The sequence below is a fragment of the Pseudomonas sp. YH-1 genome (assembly GCF_051990045.1).
Classification (GTDB): Bacteria; Pseudomonadota; Gammaproteobacteria; order Pseudomonadales; family Pseudomonadaceae; genus Pseudomonas; species Pseudomonas nicosulfuronedens.
Map to the genome: position 1 here is coordinate 3,827,147 of NZ_CP178184.1, position 25,121 is coordinate 3,852,267.

Annotated in this window: 27 protein-coding genes; 9 read left to right on the forward strand and 18 right to left on the reverse strand. The window is 65.8% G+C overall.

Annotated features, from left to right (window positions below; translation table 11 throughout):
- Position 1: 1 nt before the first annotated feature.
- From ACKI1H_RS17710 to ACKI1H_RS17740, 7 genes are all read right to left on the reverse strand, one after another.
- A complete protein-coding gene (locus ACKI1H_RS17710) occupies positions 2-295 on the reverse strand; it encodes a hypothetical protein (protein WP_138522926.1) in 294 nt (97 codons plus the stop codon).
- A gap of 31 nt (positions 296-326) precedes the next feature.
- Complete coding sequence (locus ACKI1H_RS17715; protein ID WP_440465783.1) at positions 327-920, reverse strand: C40 family peptidase; 594 nt, start codon at positions 918-920, stop codon at positions 327-329.
- A 138-nt stretch (positions 921-1,058) separates the two neighbouring features.
- A complete protein-coding gene (locus tag ACKI1H_RS17720) occupies positions 1,059-1,496 on the reverse strand; it encodes a C40 family peptidase (RefSeq protein WP_425049024.1) in 438 nt (145 codons plus the stop codon).
- A gap of 348 nt (positions 1,497-1,844) precedes the next feature.
- A complete protein-coding gene (locus ACKI1H_RS17725; protein ID WP_138522934.1) occupies positions 1,845-2,270 on the reverse strand; it encodes a VOC family protein in 426 nt (141 codons plus the stop codon).
- A gap of 20 nt (positions 2,271-2,290) precedes the next feature.
- Entirely contained in the window at positions 2,291-2,752 is a 462-nt protein-coding gene (locus ACKI1H_RS17730) for a hypothetical protein (protein WP_138522937.1), read from the reverse strand.
- A gap of 93 nt (positions 2,753-2,845) precedes the next feature.
- Positions 2,846-3,169, reverse strand: a complete 324-nt coding sequence (locus ACKI1H_RS17735) for an antibiotic biosynthesis monooxygenase family protein (protein ID WP_138522940.1) — start codon at positions 3,167-3,169, stop codon at positions 2,846-2,848.
- The gene (locus tag ACKI1H_RS17740) at positions 3,166-3,936 is read right to left on the reverse strand and encodes a CTP synthase C-terminal region-related (seleno)protein (RefSeq protein ID WP_440465784.1); all 771 of its coding nucleotides are present in this window, start codon (positions 3,934-3,936) and stop codon (positions 3,166-3,168) included. Before ACKI1H_RS17740 ends, ACKI1H_RS17735 begins: the two co-directional genes overlap by 4 nt.
- A gap of 107 nt (positions 3,937-4,043) precedes the next feature.
- On the opposite strand from ACKI1H_RS17740, the gene ACKI1H_RS17745 reads away from it, so the two are divergent.
- Complete coding sequence (locus ACKI1H_RS17745) at positions 4,044-4,916, forward strand: LysR family transcriptional regulator (RefSeq protein WP_138522946.1); 873 nt, start codon at positions 4,044-4,046, stop codon at positions 4,914-4,916.
- 47 nt (positions 4,917-4,963) lie between these two features.
- Here the strand turns inward: ACKI1H_RS17745 and ACKI1H_RS17750 are convergent, their stop codons facing one another.
- Positions 4,964-5,338, reverse strand: a complete 375-nt coding sequence (locus ACKI1H_RS17750; protein WP_024762291.1) for a hypothetical protein — start codon at positions 5,336-5,338, stop codon at positions 4,964-4,966.
- A gap of 226 nt (positions 5,339-5,564) precedes the next feature.
- Here ACKI1H_RS17750 and ACKI1H_RS17755 point away from each other — a divergent pair, with 226 nt between their 5' ends.
- Entirely contained in the window at positions 5,565-5,891 is a 327-nt protein-coding gene (locus ACKI1H_RS17755) for an I78 family peptidase inhibitor (protein WP_138522948.1), read from the forward strand.
- 67 nt (positions 5,892-5,958) lie between these two features.
- Here the strand turns inward: ACKI1H_RS17755 and ACKI1H_RS17760 are convergent, their stop codons facing one another.
- Together ACKI1H_RS17760 and ACKI1H_RS17765 are read right to left on the reverse strand one after the other, a co-directional pair.
- On the reverse strand, positions 5,959-6,216 hold the full coding sequence (locus ACKI1H_RS17760; protein ID WP_138522950.1) for a hypothetical protein: 258 nt from the start codon (positions 6,214-6,216) through the stop codon (positions 5,959-5,961).
- A 142-nt stretch (positions 6,217-6,358) separates the two neighbouring features.
- Positions 6,359-7,282, reverse strand: a complete 924-nt coding sequence (locus ACKI1H_RS17765) for a LysR family transcriptional regulator (protein WP_440465785.1) — start codon at positions 7,280-7,282, stop codon at positions 6,359-6,361.
- Between the two features lie 123 nt (positions 7,283-7,405).
- On the opposite strand from ACKI1H_RS17765, the gene ACKI1H_RS17770 reads away from it, so the two are divergent.
- Positions 7,406-8,164 (forward strand): 3-oxoacyl-ACP reductase family protein, encoded by a 759-nt coding sequence (locus tag ACKI1H_RS17770; RefSeq protein WP_440465786.1) that lies wholly within the window; start codon positions 7,406-7,408, stop codon positions 8,162-8,164.
- Between the two features lie 31 nt (positions 8,165-8,195).
- Here the strand turns inward: ACKI1H_RS17770 and ACKI1H_RS17775 are convergent, their stop codons facing one another.
- The gene (locus ACKI1H_RS17775) at positions 8,196-9,284 is read right to left on the reverse strand and encodes an FUSC family protein (protein WP_440465787.1); all 1,089 of its coding nucleotides are present in this window, start codon (positions 9,282-9,284) and stop codon (positions 8,196-8,198) included.
- Positions 9,285-9,515: 231 nt separating this feature from the next.
- On the opposite strand from ACKI1H_RS17775, the gene ACKI1H_RS17780 reads away from it, so the two are divergent.
- Positions 9,516-11,579, forward strand: a complete 2,064-nt coding sequence (locus ACKI1H_RS17780; RefSeq protein WP_440465788.1) for a putative bifunctional diguanylate cyclase/phosphodiesterase — start codon at positions 9,516-9,518, stop codon at positions 11,577-11,579.
- Here ACKI1H_RS17780 and ACKI1H_RS17785 read toward each other — a convergent pair.
- Positions 11,563-12,429, reverse strand: a complete 867-nt coding sequence (locus ACKI1H_RS17785; protein ID WP_138522959.1) for a LysR substrate-binding domain-containing protein — start codon at positions 12,427-12,429, stop codon at positions 11,563-11,565. The two genes, ACKI1H_RS17780 and ACKI1H_RS17785, sit on opposite strands and share 17 nt — an antisense overlap.
- Positions 12,430-12,553: 124 nt before the next feature.
- On the opposite strand from ACKI1H_RS17785, the gene ACKI1H_RS17790 reads away from it, so the two are divergent.
- Genes ACKI1H_RS17790 through ACKI1H_RS17800 form a run of 3 tightly spaced genes read left to right on the forward strand, consistent with a single transcriptional unit; the run spans position 12,554 to position 14,887 of the window.
- Complete coding sequence (locus ACKI1H_RS17790) at positions 12,554-13,189, forward strand: ankyrin repeat domain-containing protein (RefSeq protein ID WP_440465789.1); 636 nt, start codon at positions 12,554-12,556, stop codon at positions 13,187-13,189.
- A 25-nt stretch (positions 13,190-13,214) separates the two neighbouring features.
- Complete coding sequence (locus ACKI1H_RS17795; protein ID WP_440465790.1) at positions 13,215-13,670, forward strand: nucleoside deaminase; 456 nt, start codon at positions 13,215-13,217, stop codon at positions 13,668-13,670.
- Between the two features lie 8 nt (positions 13,671-13,678).
- The gene (locus ACKI1H_RS17800; protein WP_440468882.1) at positions 13,679-14,887 is read left to right on the forward strand and encodes a CynX/NimT family MFS transporter; all 1,209 of its coding nucleotides are present in this window, start codon (positions 13,679-13,681) and stop codon (positions 14,885-14,887) included.
- Between the two features lie 54 nt (positions 14,888-14,941).
- Here the strand turns inward: ACKI1H_RS17800 and ACKI1H_RS17805 are convergent, their stop codons facing one another.
- From ACKI1H_RS17805 to ACKI1H_RS17830, 6 genes are all read right to left on the reverse strand, one after another.
- Positions 14,942-15,142: a hypothetical protein gene (locus ACKI1H_RS17805; RefSeq protein ID WP_440465791.1), complete on the reverse strand. Its 201-nt coding sequence runs from the start codon at positions 15,140-15,142 to the stop codon at positions 14,942-14,944.
- A gap of 117 nt (positions 15,143-15,259) precedes the next feature.
- The gene (locus ACKI1H_RS17810) at positions 15,260-15,454 is read right to left on the reverse strand and encodes a hypothetical protein (RefSeq protein ID WP_440465792.1); all 195 of its coding nucleotides are present in this window, start codon (positions 15,452-15,454) and stop codon (positions 15,260-15,262) included.
- Positions 15,455-15,691: 237 nt separating this feature from the next.
- Positions 15,692-17,119 (reverse strand): efflux transporter outer membrane subunit, encoded by a 1,428-nt coding sequence (locus tag ACKI1H_RS17815; protein ID WP_440468883.1) that lies wholly within the window; start codon positions 17,117-17,119, stop codon positions 15,692-15,694.
- A gap of 5 nt (positions 17,120-17,124) precedes the next feature.
- Complete coding sequence (locus tag ACKI1H_RS17820) at positions 17,125-20,328, reverse strand: efflux RND transporter permease subunit (protein WP_440465793.1); 3,204 nt, start codon at positions 20,326-20,328, stop codon at positions 17,125-17,127.
- 108 nt (positions 20,329-20,436) lie between these two features.
- Positions 20,437-21,672 (reverse strand): multidrug efflux RND transporter periplasmic adaptor subunit MexE, encoded by a 1,236-nt coding sequence (gene mexE, locus ACKI1H_RS17825; RefSeq protein ID WP_138522974.1) that lies wholly within the window; start codon positions 21,670-21,672, stop codon positions 20,437-20,439.
- 287 nt (positions 21,673-21,959) lie between these two features.
- Entirely contained in the window at positions 21,960-22,874 is a 915-nt protein-coding gene (locus tag ACKI1H_RS17830) for a LysR family transcriptional regulator (RefSeq protein WP_017517481.1), read from the reverse strand.
- Positions 22,875-23,187: 313 nt separating this feature from the next.
- Here ACKI1H_RS17830 and ACKI1H_RS17835 point away from each other — a divergent pair, with 313 nt between their 5' ends.
- Positions 23,188-24,207: a zinc-dependent alcohol dehydrogenase family protein gene (locus ACKI1H_RS17835; RefSeq protein WP_138522976.1), complete on the forward strand. Its 1,020-nt coding sequence runs from the start codon at positions 23,188-23,190 to the stop codon at positions 24,205-24,207.
- Positions 24,208-24,659: 452 nt separating this feature from the next.
- Positions 24,660-25,118 carry a (2Fe-2S)-binding protein gene (locus ACKI1H_RS17840; RefSeq protein WP_138522978.1) on the forward strand — a complete coding sequence of 153 codons (459 nt, stop codon included), beginning with the start codon at positions 24,660-24,662 and terminating at the stop codon, positions 25,116-25,118.
- Positions 25,119-25,121 lie beyond the last annotated feature (3 nt).

Below are 25,121 nucleotides of genomic sequence, written 5' to 3' on the forward strand. Positions count from 1 at the left end.
GTCAGTCCTCGCGCAGGGCGCTGAGGGGGATCCGGAAGCGGCTCTCGCCGTCCAGCGAGCGGACGCCTCGCGGCAATTCGGTGCTGACCAGCACGGTGCCGTCCAGTCGCTCGAGCACTTCGCAAGCGATGTGCCCGATGGCGGGCAGGCGGTCGTCCAGGCTGGCGGTACGCAGCAGTGCGCGCGGCTTGAGGAAGCGCCAATCGCGCCCGCCAGCGTCGATCAGGCGGCACTCGGCCCAGCCCGCGAAGCACTCATCGGTGTAACGCACAATCTCGACCAGCAGGCTGGGCATCGTCAGGGGGCGTCCGGTGGTGGAAGTGGAGTCAGCCGTTGAAGCGGCGTGCGGTGGTGAAACTGCGTTCCCAGTAGCGGTCGTCCAGGGAGTCCTGGCGAATTCGGCCACCGGTGCTGGGCGCGTGGATGAACTGGTTGTTGCCGATATACAGGCCGACATGGCTGACGTTGCCGCGCCCGTTGCGATTGAAGAACACGGCGTCGCCGGGTTTGAGTTCGGTGCGACCGACACGCTTGCTGCCGCTTTCGATCATCTCACCGGTGGTGCGCGGCAGCTTCATGCCGGCCTCGGTGCGGAACAGGTAGACCAACAGCCCGCTGCAATCGAAGCCGTTGGCCACGCTGGTGCCGCCATGGCGGTAGGGCACGCCGATCAGCTGGCGGGCACGAGCCACCACACGTGTGTTGGTGGTCGGCTGGGCCGGGTGCACGCCCGACTGCTGTGGGCGCTTCAGGTCGCGATGCGGCCGCACGTTGTTGCGATTGACGACTTTCCCATGGCTGGCACGGGACAGGCTCGACGTCGCCTTGTGCGGCGTTGCGCGCTTTGCTTCGCGGGCTTCGGCGAGGGGAACGGTCAGGGCGAGCAGCAGGACCGTGCTCAGCAAGGTGAGGAAGCGCATCTTGGGTACATCGTGTGACTAGGTAGTGGAACGGGGCGCTATCTTAGAAATCTCCCGCGTCGAGTTAACGTGGGGAAACTGCAAAACCCTGTAGGCATTTTCCGATTAAGAGATCAGGTGGTGACTTGCATTCGACGGTTAGCCGGATTCCCCGCTGAAGCGTCGGGCGGTCGTATAGCTGCGTTGCCAATAGTGGTTGTCCAGCGAGTCGATGCGGATGGTCTTGCCGGTGCGCGGTGCGTGGATGAAGCGGCCGCCACCGATGTACAGGCCCACGTGGCTGGCGCGCCCCGTGCCGTCATGATTGAAGAACACCGCATCGCCCGGTTGCAGCTCATCCTGATCCACGGCATTGCGCTTTTGCGCGATCATCGAGGTGGTGGTGCGCGGTAGCTTGCGGTTGGCGATGGTGCTGTACAGGTAGACGAGCAGGCCACTGCAATCGAAGCCGGACGCTTCGCTTTCACCACCCCAGCGGTAAGGCGTACCGATCAGTTCATGGGCACGCTCGATGATGCGTGAGGTAACCCGTGGGCTCAGCGACCTGTGCTCCTCCGCCTGTGGGTAGGGCGCCAGGAGCGGTTCCCGGGCGGAGCTCGATACCTTCAGGTTCCGTCGCGCGCTTCGGATCTGTGCGCGCAGTTCGATAGCGCGGGCGGAAAATCCCGCGCTCTGGTAGGTCCGCTCGATGGCAGCGTTGTCGTAGCGACGCCAATTGGGTGTGTCGTAGTCATCGGCGAGGGCGAACGGCGCGCCCAGGATGCAGAAGAGATAAAGGGTCAGCCAGCGGAGTGGGCGCACGTCGGGTCACCTCGAGGTGAACGGTGGGGACGGGCGCCATCCTAGAAACGGCTAGGGAAGATCGATGTAGGAAACCTCTAGTAGATTTGAAGGCGGATTCCACGGAGGATGGTCGGTCGCCACTCAGCGTGCGAACAGCTGGCCGATGTCCTTGAAGGCCTTGAACTCCAGGGCATTGCCGCAGGGATCGAAGAGGAACAACGTTGCCTGTTCGCCCACCTGACCCTGGAAGCGCACATGGGGTTCGATGACGAACCGCGTGCCGCGCTCGCTCAGCCTTTGCGCCAGACGCTCCCAGTCCTCCCACGGCAGCACCACGCCGAAGTGCGGTACCGGCACGTCATGCCCATCGACGGCATTGGTGTGCGCCGCCTCCTGGCTGGCGGTGCGTGGGTGCTCGTGGATCACCAGCTGGTGGCCGAAGAAGTCGAAGTCTACCCACTGGGCGCTGCTGCGCCCTTCGGCGAGGCCGAATACCTCGCCGTAGAAGTGCCGGGCCAGGGCGAGGTCGTAGACGGGAATGGCCAGGTGGAAAGGCGATAGCGCCATGGATGTGCTCCCTGTCAGGTTCAGGCTGGTGCGGCCAGCAGGCGGCTGATGGTGGCCTTGGCCGCGTTCATCTGCCCCTCGCGGGCGAGGCGGGTGAACTCCAGCAGGGCATGCTCGTGCTCGGCCAGGTCGTCGAGGATGTCGCGGTCATCGTCGTCGCCCTGGTTGGCAAGGCTGTCGTAGCGCTGGACGTAGGGCTCCACCAGCACTTCGAGCCTTTCCAGGGTCTGCGGCCAGTCAAGCCCGAGCCAGTCGGCGGCACGCTGGCGGCCCTGGGCGGCGGCGTGGGCGGTGTCGCCCAGCGGTAGGCCATGGCGTTGCAGCAGCCGCGCCATGCGCAGGCCGGTCTGGCGCTCCAGTCGCGCCAGCAGGAGCATCGAGGACGCCCCCTCCGGCAGTTGCTCGGCCAGGCCGAGGAAGAAGTTCTCACCGCGGACTTCGCCCAGGTAGGCGGCCTGCAGTTCACTGGCTTGTCGGTGCATGCGTCGGTCCCCCTTTGCTGAATGGGGACCAGCCTAGACGATGTGCGCCGGGCATCGAACCCGGCATGTCGTGTCTGGGCCAGAACGGGTCGCTCAGCGTTCGAAACCGTATTCGCGCTCGACCCGGCTGATACGCACGCGGAAGGCGCTGTACCAGTCGCGGCGGCCTGCCTGCTGGGCCATGCGGTGTTCGGCCTGTTGCTTCCACTGGCGGATGGCGGCTTCGTCACGCCAGTAGGAGACAGTGATGCCCAGACCATCGGCGCCACGGGCCGACTCGACGCCGAGGAAGCCGTCCTGCTGTGCGGCCAGTTCCAGCATGCGCTCGGCAGTGGCGCCGTAGCCTTCGTCCAGCTCGGTGCGGTAGGAGGTGAACGTCACGGCGTAGTAGGGCGGTTGCGGTGTGCTGGCGATCATGCGGCGTTCCCGGCGTGGACGGCTTCTTGGCTGGATGACTGGATGGGCGCTTGGCTGGATTGATGGCGGAAGGCGGCGGACAGGAGCGCCTCGGCCAGTGGCACAGCGATACCGGCCAGCGCCTTGCGCTCCGGCTGGAACAGGGTGGCGACGAAGAAGGGATGGTCGGTCGCTTCCAGCGCGCGGATGCTGCCGTCCTCTCCGTGGGCGCAGGCGCGTAGCGAGCCGCCGAACAGCTCGTCCTGGAACGCCGGATTCACCCCGTAGCTGCACCGGTAGCCCTCGCGAATCTCCGGCAGACCGTAGATGGCGGCCAGGTGCGAGCCGGCGGTGAGGCGGATGGTTTCGCTGACCTCAACCAGTGAACAGGGCAGGGCATGGACCACCGTGCGCATTGCATCCGGGTCCGTCTCGGCGTGTGCCGCGTCGCTCCAGCCGAGGACATGGCGCGCGCGCTCCAGCAGGGCATGCTGGAAGCCCCCGCAGGTGCCGAGGAAGGGTACGTCGTTTTCGCGGGCGAAGGTGATCGCCCGCAGGGCGCCTTCGGTGTCGAGGTAAGGGCTGCCAGGGATGCACCAGAAACCGGAGTACGGCTCCAGGTCCAGGCCCTGGGCGAGGCGCGGAGTGTCCAGCCAGTCCACGCGCAGCGTGCCCGAGTGCGGCAGCAGCGATTGCTGCAGGGCCAGGGGAATCGCCCAGTGGGCGGTGACGCGGCTGTCGCGGTCTCCGATCAGGCCGATCCGCAGTGCTTTACGACGTTTTCCCATCCTTTTTTTCCCCTGGCGTCGTGGCCCATTGGCGGGCCCATGGGAGGCAATTTATAGTTGCGCAGGCGCAATCGAAATGGGCGGTTGCGCAACCTTGGAGTGCGTCGATGCAATACCGTCTGGAGTACGCCGATCTGGCCCTGGTGCTGGCGCTGGTGCGAGGGGGCAGCCTTGCGCGTGCCTCGGAATTGCTCGAAGTAGACGTCTCCACCGTGTTTCGTGCCGTGCGCCGGCTGGAGAAGGCGCTGGGCACCGCGCTGTTCGAGAAGGGCCGCAACGGCTACCTCGCCACGGCCACCGCGCAGCAACTGGCGACCCAGGCAGAACTGGCCGAGCAGGCGCTGGAAGCGGCGCGACTGGGCCTGGAGCAGGGCCACGACGTGCTCAGCGGCACCGTGCGCCTGACCTGTTCCGACACCGTGCTGCAGGGCCTTTTGCTGCCGGCCCTGGCGCGCTTCATGAAGCGCTACCCGGCGCTGAATCTGGAACTGACCACCTCCAACGCCTTCGCCAACCTCAGCCGCCGCGACGCCGACATTGCCCTGCGCCTGACCAATGCGCCGCCGGAGCATCTGGTGGGACGCAAGCTGGGCGAGGTGCACTACGTCCTCTGTGCCCACCGCGACTACCTGGCCGAGCAAGGCGAGCGTCCCTGGCAGGATATGAGCTGGATCGCCCCGGACGACTTTCTGCCCGATCACTCCAGCGTCGCCTGGCGCCGCCAGGCGTTCCCGACGGTGCTCCCGGCCTATCGCTGCAACAGCATGCTCTCGGTGCTCGACCTTTGCCGCGCGGGGCTGGGGCTGGCTGCGCTGCCAGCGTTCCTGCTGCGCCCGGACGACGGGCTGCAGATACTGGAGCCGGAGCTTCCCGGCTGCAGCATCCATCTCTGGCTGCTGACGCGACCGGATTGCCGGGCGCTGCGGGCGGTAGTGACGCTGTTCGAGGAGTTGGCCGGGAGCATTCGTTTGCCAGCCTGAATGAAAAGACCCCGCCGGGAAGCGGGGTCTTTCGTCTGTCACAGCCACTACCAGTGACGGTAGTGTCCCGGCGGGCCATAGTAGCCTGGGCCGTAATAGCGCGGCGGACCATAGTAGCGGGGCGGCCCGTAGTAACGCGGGCCTGGCACCACCACGACCGGTCGGTACACCGGTTGATACACGGGCTGGTAGACCGGCGCAGGCTGGTAGTACACCGGTTGCGGCGGGTAATAGGCCACCGGGGGCGGCGGAGCGTAATAGGGCGCCGGCGCGGGTTGCGAGCCGGCGACCACTGCACCCCCGACAACGGCGCCAACCACTGCGCCGATCGCGGCGGCATCGGTATTGCTGTTGGCCGCGGCCTGGCCGGCGAGGGCAAGGCCGGCGCAGAGCAGGGCGATCTGGGGGAGACGGTGAAGCATGATGCACCTCCTGAGGAACCCGGCGAGGAACCAGGTATCTATGAGACATCGGCCTCGAAAGAATCGTAACGCCGCCGGTGTAAAGGTTGTGTAAATGGCGCCGTACGGCTCTGCGACGGGCCTGGCATGTATCAGCCTGCAATACATCCATCGCGCTGCCGCAGCCTTCGGGCTGGTAAGGTTGCGCCTTTCGCGTTTTATCCATGAAGAATCAGGGAGACCTTCCATGCCCTTCAACCGAGTGACTCTCTTGTCGCTTCTCGCTGTCGCCGCCCTTGCCGGTTGCAGTTCCAAGGATTCCTCGTCCGATGCGGCCCAGCCGGCTGCGGACAGTTCGCCGGCCATGACCGGCACCTGCAACGCCAAGGCGGTGCAGTCGATCATCGGCAAGGTCGTCACTCCGACCCTGACCGAAGAAGCTCGCCGCGATGCTGGCGCCAGCGTTGCCCGCGTGCTCACCCCGCACCAGCCAGTGACCATGGAGTACAACTCGCAGCGCCTGAACATCGACGTCGATGACAGCCAGGTGGTGAAGCAGGTCTCCTGCGGCTGAGTCTTTCGCCTGACTGCGCCCATGAAAAAGCCCCGCCTAGGCGGGGCTTTTTCATCTCCAGTGCGGATCAGCGGTTGGCGGGCTTCTTGATCACGCGCAATGCCTGGCTCGACTGGTTGACGCACTCCTCGTAATTGCCGGCCTTCTTCGCTTCCTCGGCCTTGGCGAGGTACTCGTGGACTGCGTTGACCTTCACGCCGGTGGCGTTCGGGTTGGCGGTCTTGAGGAAGTCGTTGATCTGCTGCAGGTTGCCGTCGCACAGCGCGCTGTCGGCGAAAGCCGGTACGGAAAACACCATGGCCAGGAGCAGGGCGTACTTTTTCATGCAGGTTCTCCTTGCATCTCGAATGCCGAATCGAAGAAGTTCGAAATTACGTTAGCTTGCTAACTACCGACAAGCGAATGTCCCGCGAATTCATTTCAGTTCTGACGCTAGTCAGGAAAACCCCGATCCGCCGTGTCGCTGGTCAGATCGCGCTGAACTTTCGCTCCAGGCCCTGGCTGCGAAAGTGCTCGATGACGTACTCGATGAATACCCGCGTCTTGGCCGGCAGCAGTTTCTGCGCGGCGTAGTAGAGCGCGGTGTTGCCAGCGTCCACGTACCAGTCCGGCAGCACACGCACCAGGCGGCCGCTCTCCAGGTACGGGACGGCGTGCTGCATGCTCACCAGGGTCACGCCCAGTCCCATCAGTGCGGCGACGCAGGCGGCTTCCGGGTCGCTGAAGGTCATGCGCTCCTTCAGCGCGATCGGCGCCTGGGCCTGCTGGCGGTTGGTCAGCGGCCAGGGGCGTACGCGGCCGGTCTGCGGCGAGCGGATGCGGATTCCGTCGTGGCTCGGCAGGTCGGAGGGGTAGCGGATCGCCGGGCGGCCCTCCAGGTAACTGGGAGAGGCCAGCAGCACCAGGTGCGCCGGGCACAGCTTGCGCGCCACCACGCCGGGCGGCAGCTCGAAGCCGCCGCCGATGGCGGCGTCGAAGCCTTCGGCGATGAGGTCGACCTGGCGGTTGTCGAAGTGCCAGTCCGGACGGATCGCCGGATAGCGACCGAGGAAGTCCCCCAGCAGCGGCAGGATGTAGTCGCGGCCGAACACCAGGCCCATGCTCACCTTCAGCGCTCCGCTGGGCTGGCCGTCGGCGCTGGCCAGGTTGGCGATGGCGCTCTGCAGGCTGGCGAGGCCGCCGCTGGCCTCATCGAGAAATCGCTCGCCGGATTCGGTCAGGGCCAGGCTGCGGGTACTACGCTGGAACAGCCGCACGCCCAGGTTGTTCTCCAGCCGCGCCACATTCTTGCTCACCGCCGCCGGCGTCAGGCCCAGGCGGCGTGCGGCGGCGGCGAAGCTGCCCGCCTCGGCGCTGCGGACGAAGCATTCGATACTGATCAGGCTTTCCATGGGTTTCATTCCGGACGTTTGGTATCGACTGAATATAGCGATTACCAGCTACCGGGTCAGGAGTGCAAGCGCGAAACTGGCCCCGTCGAACTTACTCCCCCACTCGATTCCTGGAGACACGAAATGACCACCACGCAAACCACTCAATCCCTCGCCGGCAAAGTCGCTTTCGTACAGGGCGGCTCCCGCGGCATCGGCGCCGCCATCGTGCAGCGCCTGGCTCGTGAAGGCGCCGCCGTGGCCTTCACCTACGTCAGCTCGGCACAGAAGGCCGAAGACCTCGCCGCCAGCATCGAAGCCGCCGGCGGCCGCGCCCTGGCGCTGAAGGCCGATAGCGGCGACGCAGCCTCGGTGCAGCAAGCCATCGATACCGCCGCACAACGCTTCGGCGGCATCGATATCCTGGTCAACAACGCCGGCGTGCTGGCCATCGCCCCGGTGGAAGAGTTCAGCCTGGAAGACCTCGACCGCACCCTGGCGGTGAACGTGCGCAGCGTCTTCGTCGCCACCCAGGCCGCTGCGCGGCACATGGGGCAGGGCGGGCGCATCATCACCATCGGCAGCACCAACGCCGATCGCATGCCCTTTGGCGGTGGTGCGGTCTACGCCATGAGCAAGTCGGCCATCGTCGGCCTGACCAAGGGCCTGGCCCGCGACCTTGGCCCGCGCGGGATCACCGTGAACAACGTGCAGCCCGGCCCGGTGGATACCGACATGAACCCGGCCGACAGCGACTTCGCGGCTTCCCTGATGGACCTGATGGCGGTCGGTCGTTACGGCCGTGCGGAAGAAGTCGCCGCTTTCGTCGCCTACCTGGCGGGCCCGGAAGCCGGCTACATCACCGGCGCCAGCCTGACCATCGACGGTGGCTTCGGCGCCTGATGGGTTCTAGATGACCGCAGCGCGATCGGGTTCAGGCTCGGTCGCGGCTCTGGATGTTCCAGTGTTCGGAGGTGCTGGCGAGCTTTTCCGACAGCATCTCCACTTGTTCATAGAGACGCAGGGTGAGCCAGTAGAAGCCCTGTTTCTCGAAGGAGTCGGTCAGGTTGTGTGGCCGTGTGGGCAGGTTCTCCAGGCCCTGGCAGGCCTGCACCAGCTTGCTGGTACGACTGAACTTCAAGGCGTGGGCCGATTGCAGCAGCAGGCGGCCGATGATCTGCCGGTGCGTGTCGAGGCTGGTCGGCACCGGTTCTATCTCCCCGGCCTCGGCGGCGAACTGCCGTGAGGCAATCAGTGATTCCAGGGTGCCCATGATGGCGCGGTGGATGCGCTGGAGCATTTCCAGCTCACGCAGCGGCATGCCCGTCTCCCGCGACACTGGCCCCAGATGGGCTCGCGAAGCCACGAGGCGATGGTCCAGTTCCTCCAGCTGGCGGGCGAAGTGTTCGGGCGTGAAGTCGTGGTTGGACGACAACTGCCCATACATCCGTGCGCAGGCGCGCAGGTTGTCGGAGAGCAGGTAGCGCCAGACATAGACTGCCCGCAACGGGTAGATCTGCGAGAACAGCAGTGCCACCGCGACGCCGATCAGCACATTGGCCGAGCGCCATAGTCCTTCGGTGAACCCCGTCTCGCCGGGGCCGGCGACAATGCACATGGTGATCCCCGCCAGCAGCGCGACGTAGCCGGGTCGGCGAATCGCATAGAACGCCGAGGCCGCGCCCAGTACCGACATCACCAGAAAAGTCAGCGTGAGCGAGCGGGTACTGTCGTAAACCGCGATCACACAGAGCCCCAGAACCGCCCCCACCAGGGTGCCGATCACCCGCTCGTAGGATTTGCCGCGAATCGTTCCCTGGTGGACCAGGCCACCCATGACCACCAGCACCGTCACCGAGGCCCACAGACCGTGGGGCAGCTTGAGCGCGCTGGTGATCAGCATCGAGGCGAGGAGGGCGAGGCCGACTCGTACGCAGTGGATCCAGGCGGCGTAGCGATAGCGGGTATAAGGATTGGCCAGGCGGCGGAAGGGCAGGCTGAGGATCGAGGGTTGCTTCGCCAAGGGTGGCTCCGATGGTGATGGTCAGGGAAAGGGTAGCCGTTTCGGCCGGAATGGACCTGTGGTGGATCATGCCCGCGTCCCGCTGAACGGCCTCAAGGCGGCTGCGGGCACGCCGATAGAAAATCCACCGGAAGCGCTGGTTCCGCTTCATCGGTCTTCGCTAGAATCCCGGACTTTTGCGCGCAGGGACCGCGTGCGCCCATCAGCGCCCGAGTGCATCAGAGAGCCCCCATGCTTGCCGGTAGTTACGATCCCGCCCTTGTCCTGATTTCGCTGTGCGTCGCCATGCTGGCGTCCTACACCGCGCTGGACCTGGCCGGGCGCATCGCGACCACCCGCGGCTGGCCGGTGCTGCTGTGGATCGGCGGCGGCGGGGTGGCCATGGGCATCGGCGTGTGGTCGATGCACTTCATCGGCATGCTCGCCTTCAGCCTGCCGATCCCGCTGGGTTATGACCTCACCCTGACCCTGTTGTCGCTGGCCATCGCCGTGCTCAGTTCAGGGTTCGCCCTGGCGCTGGTCAGCCAGGACCGCCTGCCGCTCTGGCATCTGCTCTGTGGCGCGCTGGCCATGGGTGCCGGGATCAGCTGCATGCACTACCTGGGCATGTACGCGATGCTCATGCAGCCGGGCATCGACTACGACCCGACGTTGTTCGGGCTTTCCCTGGTGATTGCCGTGGCGGCTTCCGGCGCTGCGCTATGGATTGCCTTCAAGCTGCGGCAGAACACGCCCTACGTGCGCCTGGCCCGTGCCGGTGCGGCACTGGTGATGGGTGTGGCGATCGTCGGCATGCACTACACCGGCATGGCCGCCGCGCGTTTCCCCGAGGACAGCTTCTGCGGCGCGTCACCCAGTGGCCTGGACAGTGACTGGCTGGCGCTGCTGATCATCATCGTCACCCTGGCGGTGATCGGCATCGCGCTGCTCACTTCGGTACTGGACGCACGCCTGGAGTCGCGCACGGCGCAGCTCACCTCGTCGCTGGCGCAGGCCAACCAGGAGCTGACCCAGCTTGCCCTGCACGACAACCTCACGCGCCTGCCCAACCGTGTCCTGCTGGAGGATCGCATCGAGCAGATGATCGGCAAGGTGCAGCGTAGCGGCGGGCATTTCGCGCTGATGTTCCTCGACCTCGACGGCTTCAAGCCGGTCAACGACGCTTTCGGCCACCATGTTGGCGACCTGTTGCTCAAGGCCGTGGCCCAGCGCCTGCGCGACAGCCTGCGCAGCGAAGACACGGTGGCACGCATCGGCGGCGACGAGTTCGTGGTACTCGCCGAACTGGCCGAAGCCGAGGATGCGGTGACCGTCGCCAGCCAGCAGGTCAACCTGCTGGCGCAGCCGTTCCAGGTGGCCGGGCAGGAGCTGCGCATCGCCGCCAGTATCGGCATCACGCTGTATCCGGGCGACGGTTCTACCCAGCAGGAACTGCTGCGCAACGCCGACGCGGCGATGTACCACGCCAAGGGCAACGGCAAGAACGGCTACAGCTTCTTCGAGCAGTCGATGAACACCAACGCGCGCAACCACCTGCAGTTGCTGCACGACCTGCGCGCGGCGCTGGATCGCCGCGAGTTCACCCTGCATTACCAGCCCAAGTTCGCCGCCAGCGGCGAGCCCATCGGCGCCGAGGCGCTCCTGCGCTGGCAGCACCCGCAGCGCGGGCTGATGATGCCTGACACCTTCATCGCTTTGGCCGAGCGAACCGGGCTGATCATCCCCATCGGCGACTGGGTGCTGGATGAGGCCTGCCGGCAGATGCGCGAGTGGTACCTGCAGGGCCACGAAAGTTGGCGGGTAGCGGTGAACCTCTCGGCGCTGCAGTTCTGCCATGCCGCCCTGGTGCAGTCGGTGGCCGACGCGCTGCAGCGCCACCAGTTGCCGGCGCGCTGCCTGACCCTGGAGATCACCGAGACCACGGCGATGCGCGATGCCGATTCCAGCCTGGAGATCCTCGGCAAACTGTCGGACATGGGCGTGGACCTGTCCATCGACGACTTCGGCACCGGCTACTCCAGCCTGCTGTACCTCAAGCGCCTGCCGGCCAACGAGCTGAAGATCGACCGCGGGTTCGTCCGCGACCTGGAGCAGGACAGCGACGACGCCGCCATCGTCTCGGCCATCGTTGCCCTGGGCCAGGCGCTGGACCTGCGGATCGTTGCCGAGGGGGTAGAAACCTCCGGACAGCAGAACTTCCTCACCCGCCTGGGGTGCGATTCGCTGCAAGGCTTCCTGTTAGGCAAGCCGGTGCCGGCCGAGCAATTCCTCGAACGTCTCAGCGTGCCGGTGTAGTCGCGGCCAGCTGCGCGCACAGCTCGCGCAGTTGCTCACACAGGCTGCGTCCGGCGCTGCCCAGCTCCGGACGGGCGTAGAGCGCCAGTTCCAGTCCCTCGATGGGGGCAAAACCGTCCTCGACGGTCAGCACACGGTGGCCTTCGTGACGACCGCGCAGGGGCAGCAGGCTGACGCCCATGCCCGCCGCCACCGCCGCCGACAGGCTTGCCAGGCTGGCGCTGCTGTAGCTGATGCGCCAGCGCCGACCGCTGGCCTCCAGGGCGTGGATCATCTCCTGGCGATACAGCGCTCCCAGCGGGAACACCACCAGCGGCAGCGGGTCGCGGGCGGCGGCGGGGGTGGTGGCGCTGTCCTGCCAAGCCAGCGGTTCGGGCCAGTGGGCGAGGCAGTCGCTGTCCGCGCCCCATTGCTTGACCAGCGCCAGGTCCAGCTCGCCGCTGCGGTACTGGCGCAACAGTTCCTGACTGAGGCCGCTGGATACCTCCAGGCGCAGCCTCGGACGTTCGGCGCTGAAGGCCGCGAGCAGCGGCATCATTCGCTCGCCGGCAAAATCTTCCGGCATCCCCAGGCGCAGCACGCCCTCGCTGTGCTCGCTGCTCAGTGCCTCGCGCGCTTCCGAGCCCAGTTCGAGGATGCGTCGCGCATAACCCAGCAGCCGTTCGCCCTGTTCGGTGGGCAGCACCTGGCGCTGACTGCGGTCCAGTAGACGGCAGTCCAGGCTCTGCTCCAGGCGCAGGATCTGCTGGCTCACCGTGGATTGGGTCAGGTGCAGCAGTTCCGCGGCGCGGGTGAAGTTGCCGGCGTCCACCACCATCACGAAGCTGCGCAGCAGGTTGGGATCAAGCATTCTGATTTCCACTGGAAGTCATGTTTCTATTTAATTTCAGCATAGAACATCCCTTCGTCATACTGCAGCTGTTCATTTGATCGAGCGAGAGTCGAGGCAAGACAGTCATCACGGGGGAGCGTCCATGGACATGCCGACTATCCAGACCGAGGACGTGCACAGCCGCGCCGCTGCAGACGCATTGCTGGCTGCGGCCGGCGAAGGTCACGAAGCCGAGGTCGCGGCGCTGCTCAAACGCGGTGTGCCAGTGGATGTGACCGACGGACAAGGCAATACGCCGCTGCTGCTGGCCACCGCTCGCAATCGTGCGGAAGTCGCGCGACTGCTGGTCGCCGCTGGCGCCGACGTCAACCGGCAGAACCGCATCCACGACAGCGCCTACCTGCTGGCCGGTGCGGCCGGGCACCTGGAAATCCTTCAGCTGACCCTGGCCCATGGCGCCGACCTGCACAGTACCAACCGCTATGGCGGCACGGCACTGATTCCGGCGTGCGAGCGCGGCCATGTGGAGGTTGTGGCCACGCTGCTCAAGGCTGGCGTCGATCCCGATCATGTCAACAAGCTGGGCTGGACCGGGCTGCTCGAAGCCATCCTGCTCAGCGACGGCGGCCCGCGTCACCAGGCCATCGTGAAACAGCTCATTGAAGCCGGGGCGGACCTGAACCTGGCCGACAACGACGGCGTTACGCCGCTGCAACACGCCCGCCAGCGCAACCAGACCACCATTGCCAGGATGCTGGAAGTCGCCGGCGCGCATTGATCGAACCGATTCGCTGGAAACTGCCATGTCACACGAAGTCTTCATGCGCGAGGCCCTGCAACTGGCCCGCGACAACATCGAGGCCGGCGGCCGCCCGTTCGGCGCCGTGCTGGTCAAGGACGGGCGGGTGATCGCCCGCGCCGCAAACTCCATCCACCTGGATTTCGACCCCACCGCCCACGCCGAACTGCTGGCGATCCGCCGTGCCTCGGCGGTGCTGGGCATGTCGCGGCTGGACGGCTGCGTGATCTACGCCAGCGGACATCCGTGCCCGATGTGCCTGGCGGCCATGCACCTTTGCGGCGTGGAGGGCGCCTACTTCGCCTATTCCAACGACGATGGCGAGCCGTTCGGGCTGTCGACTGCCGCCGTGTACCAGCAGATGACCCAGCCGCCGCAGTGGCAGTCGGTTCCGCTGCGCGCGTTGCGCCCGAGTGGTGAAGAAGGTCTGTACGGTTATTGGCAGGAGCAACGCACGTGAGCCGCGGCATGACCCTGCCGGCGCAGGGCGAAGCGGCGGGGCAGAGCAGCCACGCCGGCTGGATCGGCCTGCTGGTGATCGTCGCGCTGGGCATCAATCTGCGGCCGATCCTCACCTCCATCGGCCCGCTGCTGGCCGACATCCACGACGCCACCGGCCTGGGCTTCCAGGGCCTGTCGATGCTGACGGTGCTGCCGGTGCTGTGCATGGGCCTGTTCGCCCTGGGCCTGCCGTGGGTCGGCCCGCGCCTGGGCGAGAGCCGGGGCATGGTGCTCGGCCTGCTGGCCATCGGCGCGGCGTGCTTCTGGCGGCTGCTGCTGGACAGCGGTTTCGCCCTGATCGCCAGCGCAGTGCTGGCAGGCTGTGGCGTGGCGGTGATCCAGGCATTCGTGCCGGGCGTGATCAAGCGCTGGTTCCCGCACAAGGTGCCGTCGGCCATGGGCCTGTACTCGGCATCGTTGATGGCTGGCGGCGGTAGTGCAGCGGTGTTGGCGCCTGTGGTATCGGAACACTTCCATCGCTGGCAGGACGGCCTCGGTGCCTGGCTGCTGCTGGCCATTGTCGGCCTGCTGCTGTGGTCCGTGGCGCGTCCGCGAGAGGCGCCCGTGGCCGCACCGCCGCAGCAAAAGGTCCAGCACTATTTCGGCAGCCGCCGCGCCTGGCTGCTGGCCTTGTACTTCGGCCTGATCAACGGCGGCTACACCAGCATGGTGGCCTGGCTGCCGGTGTATTACCGCCAGCTTGGCTGGACGGCCCAGGCCAGCGGCCAACTGATCGGCCTGATGACCATCTTCCAGGTGATCGCTGCGCTGACCATCCCACTGCTGATCCGTCGTTCGCTGGATCGTCGTGGCTGGCTTTGCCTGTGCCTGCTGATCCAGCTTGCCGGGTTCATCGGGCTGATCTCGGCACCGTTGCACCTGCCGGGTCTGTGGGTGGCGCTGATCGGCTACGGTCTGGGTGCCTGCTTCGCCCTGAGCCTGACCCTGACCCTGGACCACCTCGCCGACGCCGGGGCGGCCGGGCGCCTGGCGGCCTTCGTGCAGGGCATCGGCTTCATCGTCACTGGCATCGTGCCTTACGTCACCGGCGCTCTGCGCGACAGCACCGGCAGTTTCCAGGCCTCCTGGATCCTGCTGGCGGTGTCGGTGGTGCTGATGCTGGGCGTGACCCTGCGCTTCTCGCCCAAGGGTTATGCGAGGGCGATGCGGCGCTAAGGCGGGATGAAACGAAAATGGCGCCCCGAAGGCGCCATTTTTTTATCTGCACCGCTACACGGAGGTGGCGAGGTAGATACGGTAGCTGATGATCGACAGCATACTCAGCGTGCCGACCCACATCAGGAATACCCCCACCGGGCGGTGGCGGATGGTGAAGCCGATGCCCAGCATGAACATGCCGAAGACGATGATGCCGAGGGTGATGAAGAGGGACGTGGGGTCCAGCGGGATGAAGTGAGCAGTGGCGTCCACGGTGAGTCCTTGTCTGAAAGGTCCGATATAGAGAGTCTAGGCCAGAGTAGGACCGAACTCCTTTGATCCCTGGCAAGTCGGCCCGGATCATAGCGGCCCGGGACGCTCAGCCCAAGCTCAGCTCTCCAGCAGAAGTCGGCCCTTGCCCGTGAGGGCGAGTTGCAGGCCGCGCAGTTCGGCGAATCCGAGGTGTACCAGCAGCCGTTTCAAGTGAGGGTGGATGACGTCGCCGCGCCTGACGCCGAGGAGAAGTTGGCACAGCTCGGTGTCGCGGGAGGGGGTTGGACTTCTCTCGACCTCGTTGTTGAGCACGGAGCGGGCTTCCCTGATTCATGACGTCAGTGAATTCTGAATTCGATCTGGGTTCAGCTTATTTTCGATTGCTATCAGAAAATACTGATCAGAATCTAAGTATCTGACAGATTCCGGAACATGTGTGCCAATAGCTAGGAGTCGCCAGTGTGCCGCGGGCATAAAAAAGCCCCGCGGTCCGGAGCGTCAGACCGCAGGGCCAGAACGGTCGAGAGATTCTCGACCGGGGAGGACCGATCAGGCCGCCGGTGTCGGCTGCCAGCCGCCGCCGAGGGCCTTGTAGATCGCCACGATGCCGCGATACACGTCGACTTCCGCCAGCGCCTGGGCGTCTTCGGCGGCGAGTTGCTCGCGTTCGGCGTCCAGCAGGTTGAGGAAGTCCACGGTGCCTTCGCGGTATTGCAGGCCGGCCTGTTGCGCGGCGTTGCGGCTGGCTTCGGACTGGCGCACCAGCGAGACCAGGCGCTGCTGGCGCTTGCCGTAGTCGCTGAAGGCGTTGGACGACTCTTCCAGGGCCAGCAGGACTTGCTGCTCGTAGGTCGCCAGGGCACCGTCGGCGTCGGCCTTGGAAGCGCGCAGACGAGCCCGCACGCTGCCCAGGTCGAAGGCCGCCCAGGTGATGCTCGGGGCGACGCCCCAGGCGCTGGCGGCGGACGAGCCGATCTGCGAACCACGGCCGGCGGTGTAGCCGAGGAAGCCGCCGAGGCTGACTTTCGGGAACAGGTCGGCGGTGGCTACGCCCACGTCCGCGGTGGCGGCTGCCAGGCGGCGCTCGGCGGAGGCGACATCAGGACGGCGACGCAACAGCTCACCCGGATCGCCAATCGGCAGGGCCTTGGCGATGGCCGGCAGCTTCTTCGGCGACAAGTCCACGCTCAGCGCGTCCGGGCGCTGGCCGAGGAGAGTGGCGATGCGGTTGCGCTGGCGCACTTCCTCCGCCTGCAGTTGCGGCACGCTGGCTTCGGTGGAGGCCAGGCGCGCTTCGGCGCGTTGCACGTCCAGCTCGCTGCCGACGCCGGCGTCGCGCAGCTGGATGGTCAGGTCGCGGGACTCGCGCTGGTTGTCCAGGTTGCTCCTGGCGATGCTCTCGCGCAGCTGCGCACCGCGCAGTTGACCGTAGGCATCGGCCAGCTCGGCGATCAGGCTGACCTGCAGCTGTTGCAGGTCGGCGACTATGGCTTCGCTCTGTGCGTCGCTGGATTCCAGCTGGCGGCGCACGCGGCCGAACAGATCGACTTCCCAGATCATGTCCAGGCCCAGGTCGTAGCGCTCCTGGTTGACCCGGTCCTCGGTCTGGCCGGGTACCTGGCCCTTGCCGACCTGGCCTTCGGCGCGGCTGGTGACCGTGGGGAAACGGTCATTAGCCACGTCGTCGCGGATTGCCCGCGAAGCCAGCACGCGGGCGTAGGCCACGCGCAGCTCACGGTTTTCCTTGAGGGACTGGTCGACCAGTTGGGTCAGCACCGGGTCGTCGAACTGCTTCCACCAGGCGTCTTCGAAGCGGTTGCGGTCGTAGTTCTGCGCCTGGGCGTTGCTGTCCAGATGGGCCGGCGCGGTGTCCGGCTTCTGGTAGTCAGGGCCGACCATGCACGCGCTGAGGGCCAGCGCGAGCAGGGAAGGGACGAACAGTTTCACGGCACTCTTGCTCACAGCATTGATGGTCATGACGCTCATGCCTGGTGGGCCTCGTTGTGGGTCGTGTGGCTCAGGGCGGCATGCGCCTGTTTCTTCGCTTCACGGGCTTCCATGAAGCGGCGGATCAGCACGTAGAAGACCGGGGTCAGCAACAGGCCGAAGAAGGTCACGCCGAGCATCCCGGAGAACACCGCGACACCCATGGCATGGCGCATTTCGGCGCCGGCGCCGGACGACAGCACCAGGGGCACCACGCCCATGATGAAGGCGATGGAGGTCATCAGGATCGGCCGCAGACGCAGGCGGCAGGCTTCCAGCACCGCGCTCAGGCGGTCCATGCCTTCGTCCTGTTTGTCCTTGGCGAACTCGACGATCAGGATCGCGTTCTTGCACGCCAGGCCCACCAGTACGATCAGGCCGATCTGGGTGAAGATGTTGTTGTCTCCACCGGACAGGATCACCCCGGCGATGGCCGACAGCAGGGTCATCGGCACGATCAGGATCACCGCCAGCGGCAGGCCCCAGCTTTCATACAGCGCGGCCAGCACCAGGAAGGCGAGCAGCACGCAGAGCGGGAACACGTAGATCGCGGAGTTGCCGGCGAGGATCTGCTGGTAGGTCAGTTCGGTCCATTCGTAGGTCATGCCATTGGGCAGCTCCTGCTTGAGCAGGCGCTCGATGGCGGCTTCGGCCTGGCCGGAGCTGTAGCCCGGTGCGGCGGCGCCGTTGATCTCGGCGGTGATGAAGCCGTTGTAGTGCATCACGCGGTCGGGGCCGGAGGTGTCGCTGATCTTGATGAAGGTGGCCAGCGGGACCATTTCACCCAGGTTGTTGCGCACTTTCAGCTGGCCGATCTGCTCGGGTTCGAGACGGAACTGCTGCTCGCCCTGGACGTTCACCTGATAGGTGCGGCCGAAGCGGTTGAAGTCGTTCGCGTACAGCGAGCCCAGGTAGACCTGCAGGGTGTCGAAGATGTCGCTGATCGCCACGCCGTGGGTCTTGGCCTTCTCGCGGTCGATGGCAGCATCCACCTGCGGCACGTTCACCTGGTAGCTGGTGAACACCGACATGGGGTTGAGCTCCGGCAGCGCACGGGCCTTGTTGAGGATGTTCTGGGTCTGTGCGTAGAGCTCCTCGTAACCGGCGTTGCCACGGTCCTCGATCTGCAGGCGGAAGCCGCCGATGGTCCCCAGCCCCTGTACCGGCGGCGGCGGGAAGATCGCGATGTAGGCGTCCTGGATATCCGCGAACTGCTTGTTCAGCTCGGCGGCGATCTCGTTGGCCGACATGCCCGGGCCTTTACGCTCGCTGAAGTCCTTGAGCGGGGTGAAGACGATGCCGCTGTTGGGGCTGTTGGTGAAGCCGTTGATCGACAGGCCCGGGAAGGACACGGTGTGCTCGATGCCCGGGTGCTTGCCGGCGATTTCCGACATGCGCTTGATCACCGCTTCGGTGCGGTCCAGCGTGGCGGCGTCGGGCAGTTGCGCGAAGGCCACCAGGTACTGCTTGTCCTGTTGCGGCACGAAGCCGGTCGGGGTGCTGGAGAAGCCCAGGTAGGTCAGGCCGATCAGTCCCGCATACAGCAGCAGCGCGATGGAGCTGCCACGCAGCACACGGGTGACAGTGCCGACGTAGCCATGGCTGGCGCGGTCGAAGAAGCGGTTGAACGGGCGGAACAACCAGCTGCCCAGCAGCTTGTCGAGGATCACCGAGAAGCGGTCCTTCGGCTCATGGTGACCCTTGAGCAGCACGGCGGACAGCGCCGGCGACAGGGTCAGCGAGTTGAACGCGGAGATCACCGTCGATATCGCGATGGTCAAGGCGAACTGCCGGTAGAACTGCCCGGTGAGGCCGGAAATGAACGCGGTGGGAATGAACACGGCGCACAGCACCAGCGCGGTGGCGATGATCGGCCCGGTCACTTCCTTCATGGCGCGCTTGGTCGCCTCGATAGGCGTCAGGCCCAGCCCGATGTTCCGCTCGACGTTCTCCACCACCACGATGGCGTCGTCCACCACGATACCGATGGCCAGTACCAGGCCGAACAATGACAGCGCGTTGAGCGAGAAACCGAAGGCGTGCATCACCGCGAAGGTGCCGATCAGCGACACCGGCACGGCGGCCAGCGGGATGATCGAGGCGCGCCAGGTCTGCAGGAACAGCACGACCACCAGTACCACCAGGATCAGGGCTTCGAACAGGGTGTGCACCACCGCTTCGATGGAGCCGCGAACGAAGATGGTCGGGTCATAGACGATGGAGTAGTCCACGCCCTGCGGGAAGTCTTTCTTCAGCTCGGCCATCTTCTCGCGCACCAGGTTGGAGATGGCGATGGCGTTGGAGCCGGGACGCTGGAAGATCGGGATGGCGACCGCCGGCTGGTTGTCCAGCAGCGAGCGCAGGGCGTACTGGCTGGAACCGAGCTCGACGCGGGCGATGTCCTTCAGGCGGGTGATCTCGCCGTCCGGGCCGCTGCGGATGATGATGTTCTCGAACTCTTCCTCTGTGACCAGGCGGCCCTGGGTGTTGATCGACAGCTGGAAGCTGGTGTCGCTTGGCGACGGCGGGGCGCCGAGGGAGCCGGCGGCGACCTGGCGGTTCTGCTCGCGGATCGCCGCGACCACGTCGGTGGCGGTCAGGTTGCGCGAAGCGACCTTGTTCGGGTCGAGCCACACACGCAGGGAGTAGTCGCCCATGCCGAACAGCTGAACGTCGCCCACACCGTCCAGGCGCGCCAGCTCGTCCTTGATGTTGAGGATGGCGTAGTTGGACAGGTAGAGCATGTCGTAGCGGTTATCCGGCGAGGTCAGGTGCACGACCATGGTCAGGTCGGGCGAGGCCTTGTCGACGGTGATGCCGATCCGCGTGACTTCCTCGGGCAGCTTGGGCTGCGTGCGGGTGACGCGGTTCTGCACCTGCACCTGCGCGTTGTCCAGGTCGGTGCCCAGGGCGAAGGTGATGGTCAGGGTCATCTTGCCGTCGGCGGTGGACTGCGAGGACATGTAGAGCATGTTCTCGACGCCGGTGATGGCCTGTTCCAGCGGCGCGGCAACGGTCTCGCCGATCACCTTGGGGTTGGCGCCGGGGAAGTTGGCGCGCACCACCACGGTGGGTGGCACCACTTCGGGGTATTCGCTGATCGGTAGCTGGAACAGCGAGATGGCCCCGCCGATCAGGATGATCAGCGAAAGCACGGCGGCGAAGATCGGCCGCTGGATGAAGAATTGCGAAAAGTTCATGGCTGGTTCCTGTCGCGAACGCTGCGGTTCGCCAAACCCGGGACAAAGGTCACCCAAGGCCCTGGTGGGACAGGGCCTGGTACATCGATTCAGGAATTACGGGTTGGGTCAGCCGCGAGGCGCGCCCGGTTTGCCGGATTTCTCGGCGACTTTCGGCGCCTCGATCTGCTCCAGCGCCTGGCGCTGGCTTTCGAGGTTGGCGAGGGTTTCCTTGCTGGCCATCTCGACACCCTGGGCATCGACCTGGGCGCCGGGGCGAACCCGTTGCAGGCCGTTGACCACGATGCGGTCACCCTTGACCAGGCCGCTGCGGACGATGCGCAGGCCTTCGAGTTTCGGGCCCAGCTCGATGCCGCGGTACTGCACCTTGCTGTCCTTGTCGAGCACCAGCACGAACTTCTTGCCCAGGTCGGTGCCGACCGCTTCGTCCTTGATCAGCGCGGCGGGGTAGGTGCCGCTGCCGACCAGCTTGATGCGGGCGTAGAGGCCGGGGGTGAACTGGTTGGCGTCGTTGTCGAACACGGCGCGGCCACGGATGGTGCCGGTCTTGGGGTTGACCTGGTTGTCGAGGAAGTCCAGGCGGCCCTGGTGGGGGAAACCGTCTTCGCCGGTCAGGCCCAGGTACACCGGGCTGGTGCCACGGGCGTCCGGGCCGCCCTTGCGGGCGAGGTCGACGTACTTCAGGTAGACGCGCTCATCGGCGTCGAAGTAGGCGTAGACCTTGTCGGTGGAGACCAGGGTGGTCAGCACGCTTTCGCCGCTGTTCACCAGGTTGCCGGCGGTGACTTCGGCGCGCGAGACGCGGCCGTCGATGGGCGCGGTGACCTGGGTGAACGACAGGTTCAGGCGAGCGTTGTCCAGTTCCGCCTGGGTCGCGGCGACCACGGCTTTCGCCTCGGTGGCGGCGGCGGTGCGGGCGTCGGCGAGTTCCGCGGAAATTGCGTTGGTGGCACGCAGGCGATCACCGCGGGACGCTTCGTTGACGGTACGGGTCTGGTTGGCGCGAGCCTGTTGCAGCTGGGCTTCCAGGCGATGCACCTCGGCCTGGAACGGCCGCGGGTCGATCTGGAACAGCAGGTCGCCTTTCTTCACCAGCGCGCCTTCACGGAAGGCGACGCGGTCGATGTAGCCGGAGACACGCGGGCGCAGTTCGACGGATTCCGGCGCCTCCAGGCGGCCGGTGAATTCGTCCCATTCGTTGATCGGTTGTTCGATGACGTCCGCCACGCTGACCTTGGGGGCGGCCATGTTCTGTGCCGCCTCCTGGCCCTTGCCGCAGGCGCTGAGAACCAGCACGGCGGCCAACGCCAACGGAATACGCAAGGTGTTCAGATTTCGCTCCATGGAAAAGACTCCGGCGATCTAATTGGTTTTGGGATTTCTGATGGAGCGGAGTCTGCGCAAGGGGGCGCTTGGGAACTAATCGAACGAGTGCATTTTGATTATCACGTGGAGTGATAAAAGCCTTTGCACTATGCGCATGAATAGATAGAAGGAATGGGCACGGAGATTGCGCGGAGGCGGCGTTATGTAGGGCGAATAACGCCTCGGGCGTTATCCGCCGCGTCGGTGCCGGCGGATAACCCGTTCCGGGTTATGCGCCCTACAGGCGGAATCGGGAGGGCGTTGCGTCAGAGGCTGTCCGGGTCACCGACGAACATGGTGATCCGCGAGCGCAGCCAGCGCTCGGCCGGGTCCTGGTCCTGGGCGCCGCGCCAGACCATGGACAGTTCGGCCAGGCGGGTGGGGAAGGGCGGCTCCTCGGCGCGCAGGCCGCCAGCGGCGGTGAGTGCCAGGGCCACGTACTCGGGGACGGTGGCGATGATGTCGGTGCCGGCCAGCAACTGGGCGAGGCCGACGAACTGTGGCACGGCCAGCACCACCTGGCGCTTGCGGTCCATCTCGGCGAGGGTCTGGTCGACGAAGCCGTCCAGGTCGCCCGCATAGGACACTAGCGCGTGCGGGCGCGCACAGTAGTCATCGAGGGTCAGCGCGCCGGGAATCGAGTCGGCGCGCAGGATCTTCCAGGTGCTGCGGCGCAGGGTCTTGCGCTTGGCGTTGGCCGGCAGCTCGTCGGTGTAGCTGACGCCAACGGAAATCTCCCCGGAGGACAACAGTTGCGGCATCAACAGATAGTTGGCGCGGCGAACCACCAGGGTGATGCCCGGCGCTTCGGAGCGCAGGCGGCGCAGCAGCGGCGGCAGCAGGCCGAACTCCACGTCATCGGACAGGCCGATGCGGAACACCGCCTTGCTGGTGGCCGGGTCGAAGTCGGCGGCGCGGCTCAGGGCGGTGGAGATGGAGTCCAGCGCCGGCGAGAGGTGGCCGAAGATTTCCTGCGCCCGCGCGGTGGGCTCCATGCTGCGCCCGGTGCGTACGAACAACGGATCGTCGAACAGACCGCGCAGGCGCGCCAGGGCCGCACTGATCGCCGGCTGGCCGAGGAACAGCTTCTCCGCGGCGCGGGTCACGCTGCGCTCATGCATCAGCGTCTCGAAAACGATCAACAGGTTGAGGTCAACCTTGCGGAGGTCGTTGCGGTTCATGGGGACTCCCTGGCGATGGGGGAAAAGTGAGGCCGAGCGTGTCCTGAGTCAAGCCTGTCAGATAAGTCCTTGATCAATTTCCACTTTTTTAATGAGAATCTCGCCCCGGCAGTGTGGTCTGACTCTGTATGAACAGAGCCACCCCGGCCCACTGGACAGCCCCGGCGCAGAGCCTTGCAGCCGCGCCGGACAAGGCTTGCGACACGTGCCGAATCATCGCCGTTTATGTCAATTATCAATGGTGAACGGTGGCGTCACCCCTAAAGCCCGGATAGAGTCCGTGGCTATGAGCACTACTAAGGCGAGGTATGTGATGTCCCGCATGATCCGTTTCCACCAGTTCGGTGACGCCTCGGTCCTGAAGATCGAGGAGATGCCGACCCCGCAACCGGGGCCGGGTGAAGTACTGATCCGTACCCAGGCACTGGGCGTCAGTTGGCGCGACGTGCTCTGGCGGCAGAACCTCGCCCCGGATCAGGCCAAGCTGCCGGCGGGCATCGGTTATGAACTCTCCGGCATCGTCGAAGCCGTGGGCGAGGGCGTTGAAGACCTCGAGCCCGGCATGGCGGTGGCCAGTTTCCCGGCGAACTCGCCGAACCTCTATCCGGCCTGGGGTGACCACGTCATCCTGCCGCGCACCTCGCTGACCCGCTATCCGGATGTCCTGACCCCGGTCGAGGCGGCGGTGCACTACACCGGCCTGATGTATTCGTACTTCGCTCTGGTAGAGCTTGCCCAGATCAAGCCCGGCCAGCGTGTGCTGATCACCGAGGCCGGTCATTGCCTGGCGCCGCAGGCGGTGCAACTGGCCAAGGCGTTGGGCGCCCAGGTGATCGCCACCACCAGCCACGAGGAAACCCGCGAGTTTCTGAAGGGCCTGGGTGCGGACAAGATCATCTACACCGAGGAACAGGACCTGGTGCTGGAAGTCGAGCGCTTCACCAAGGGTGAAGGCGTGGAGATCGTCCTCGACCAGTGCGCCGGCCCGCAGATGAAACTGCTGGGCGACGTGGCGGCCCCGCGCGGCAAGCTGATCCTGTACGGCATCAACGGTGGCAACGATGCAGCCTTCCCGGCCTGCGCGGCGTTCAAGAAGCACCTGCAGTTCTACCGTCACTGTGTGCTGGACTTCACCGGCCAACCGGAAATCGGCCTGACCCGCAACGACGAAGCCGTGCAACGGGCGCTGACCGCGATCAACCAGATGACCGCCGACCAGTTGCTCAAGCCGAGCATCGACCGGGTGTTCGACTTCGCCCAGTACCGCGACGCCAACTACTACATGGAAACCTGCCCGGGCGGTGGCCGTGTGGTGATGAAAATGCCGGAGTGATCCGTCATCCGTAGCTGAAAGAGCCACTCTTCGGAGTGGCTTTTTTGTGCGCGCACTCTTTTCCGGTATCCCTGCACCCATTGTCAGGCGCGTTCCTGGCTCACCCGTTTGTAGGATGGCGTGGAGCGCAGCGATACCCATGCTGTCGATGCGCGGGATCGATGGGTATCGCTGCGCTCCACGCCATCCTACGTAGAGCAGCAGTGGCATTTTTGAACAGGGCAGGAGCGGCTCCGGCCGGCCGCAAAGTTACGGAATAGAGCCTTCTATACACCGCTACATCCCCCGCAGTATCAGGCAAGCCTGAAGAGAACCAGGCAAACCGCTCGGCGCTTTCCTCGCGTATTGTCGCGGCACCTGCCGGCCCCTGCGCCTAGGCTGAACCCATTGCGTGTCGGAGCCGGTGCGCTTCGCCTCCATTCCATCACCCGCATGAAGAGGTGAACTCCCTGATGATTACCGTGAACCTGAACGGCAAGGACCACGAACTCGACGCCCCCGGCGAGATGCCCCTGCTCTGGGCCATCCGCGACGTTGCCGGGTTGACCGGCACCAAGTACGGCTGTGGCATGGCGCTGTGCGGCGCCTGCACCGTCCACATCGACGGCCAGCCAACCCGCTCTTGCGTCACACCGCTGGCGGCGGTGGCCGGCAAGAAGATCACCACCATCGAAGCAGTGGCCGAGCAGGCCGCCGGCAAGGCCGTGCAGGACGCCTGGCGCAAGCTCGACGTGGTGCAGTGCGGCTATTGCCAGTCCGGGCAGATCATGTCGGCCACCGCGCTGCTGGCCTCGAACAGGAAGCCCAGCGACGCCGACATCGATGCTGCCATGAGCGGCAACATCTGCCGTTGCGCCACCTATGCGCGGATCCGCGCGGCCATCCACGACGCCGCCCAGACCCTGGCCTGAGGA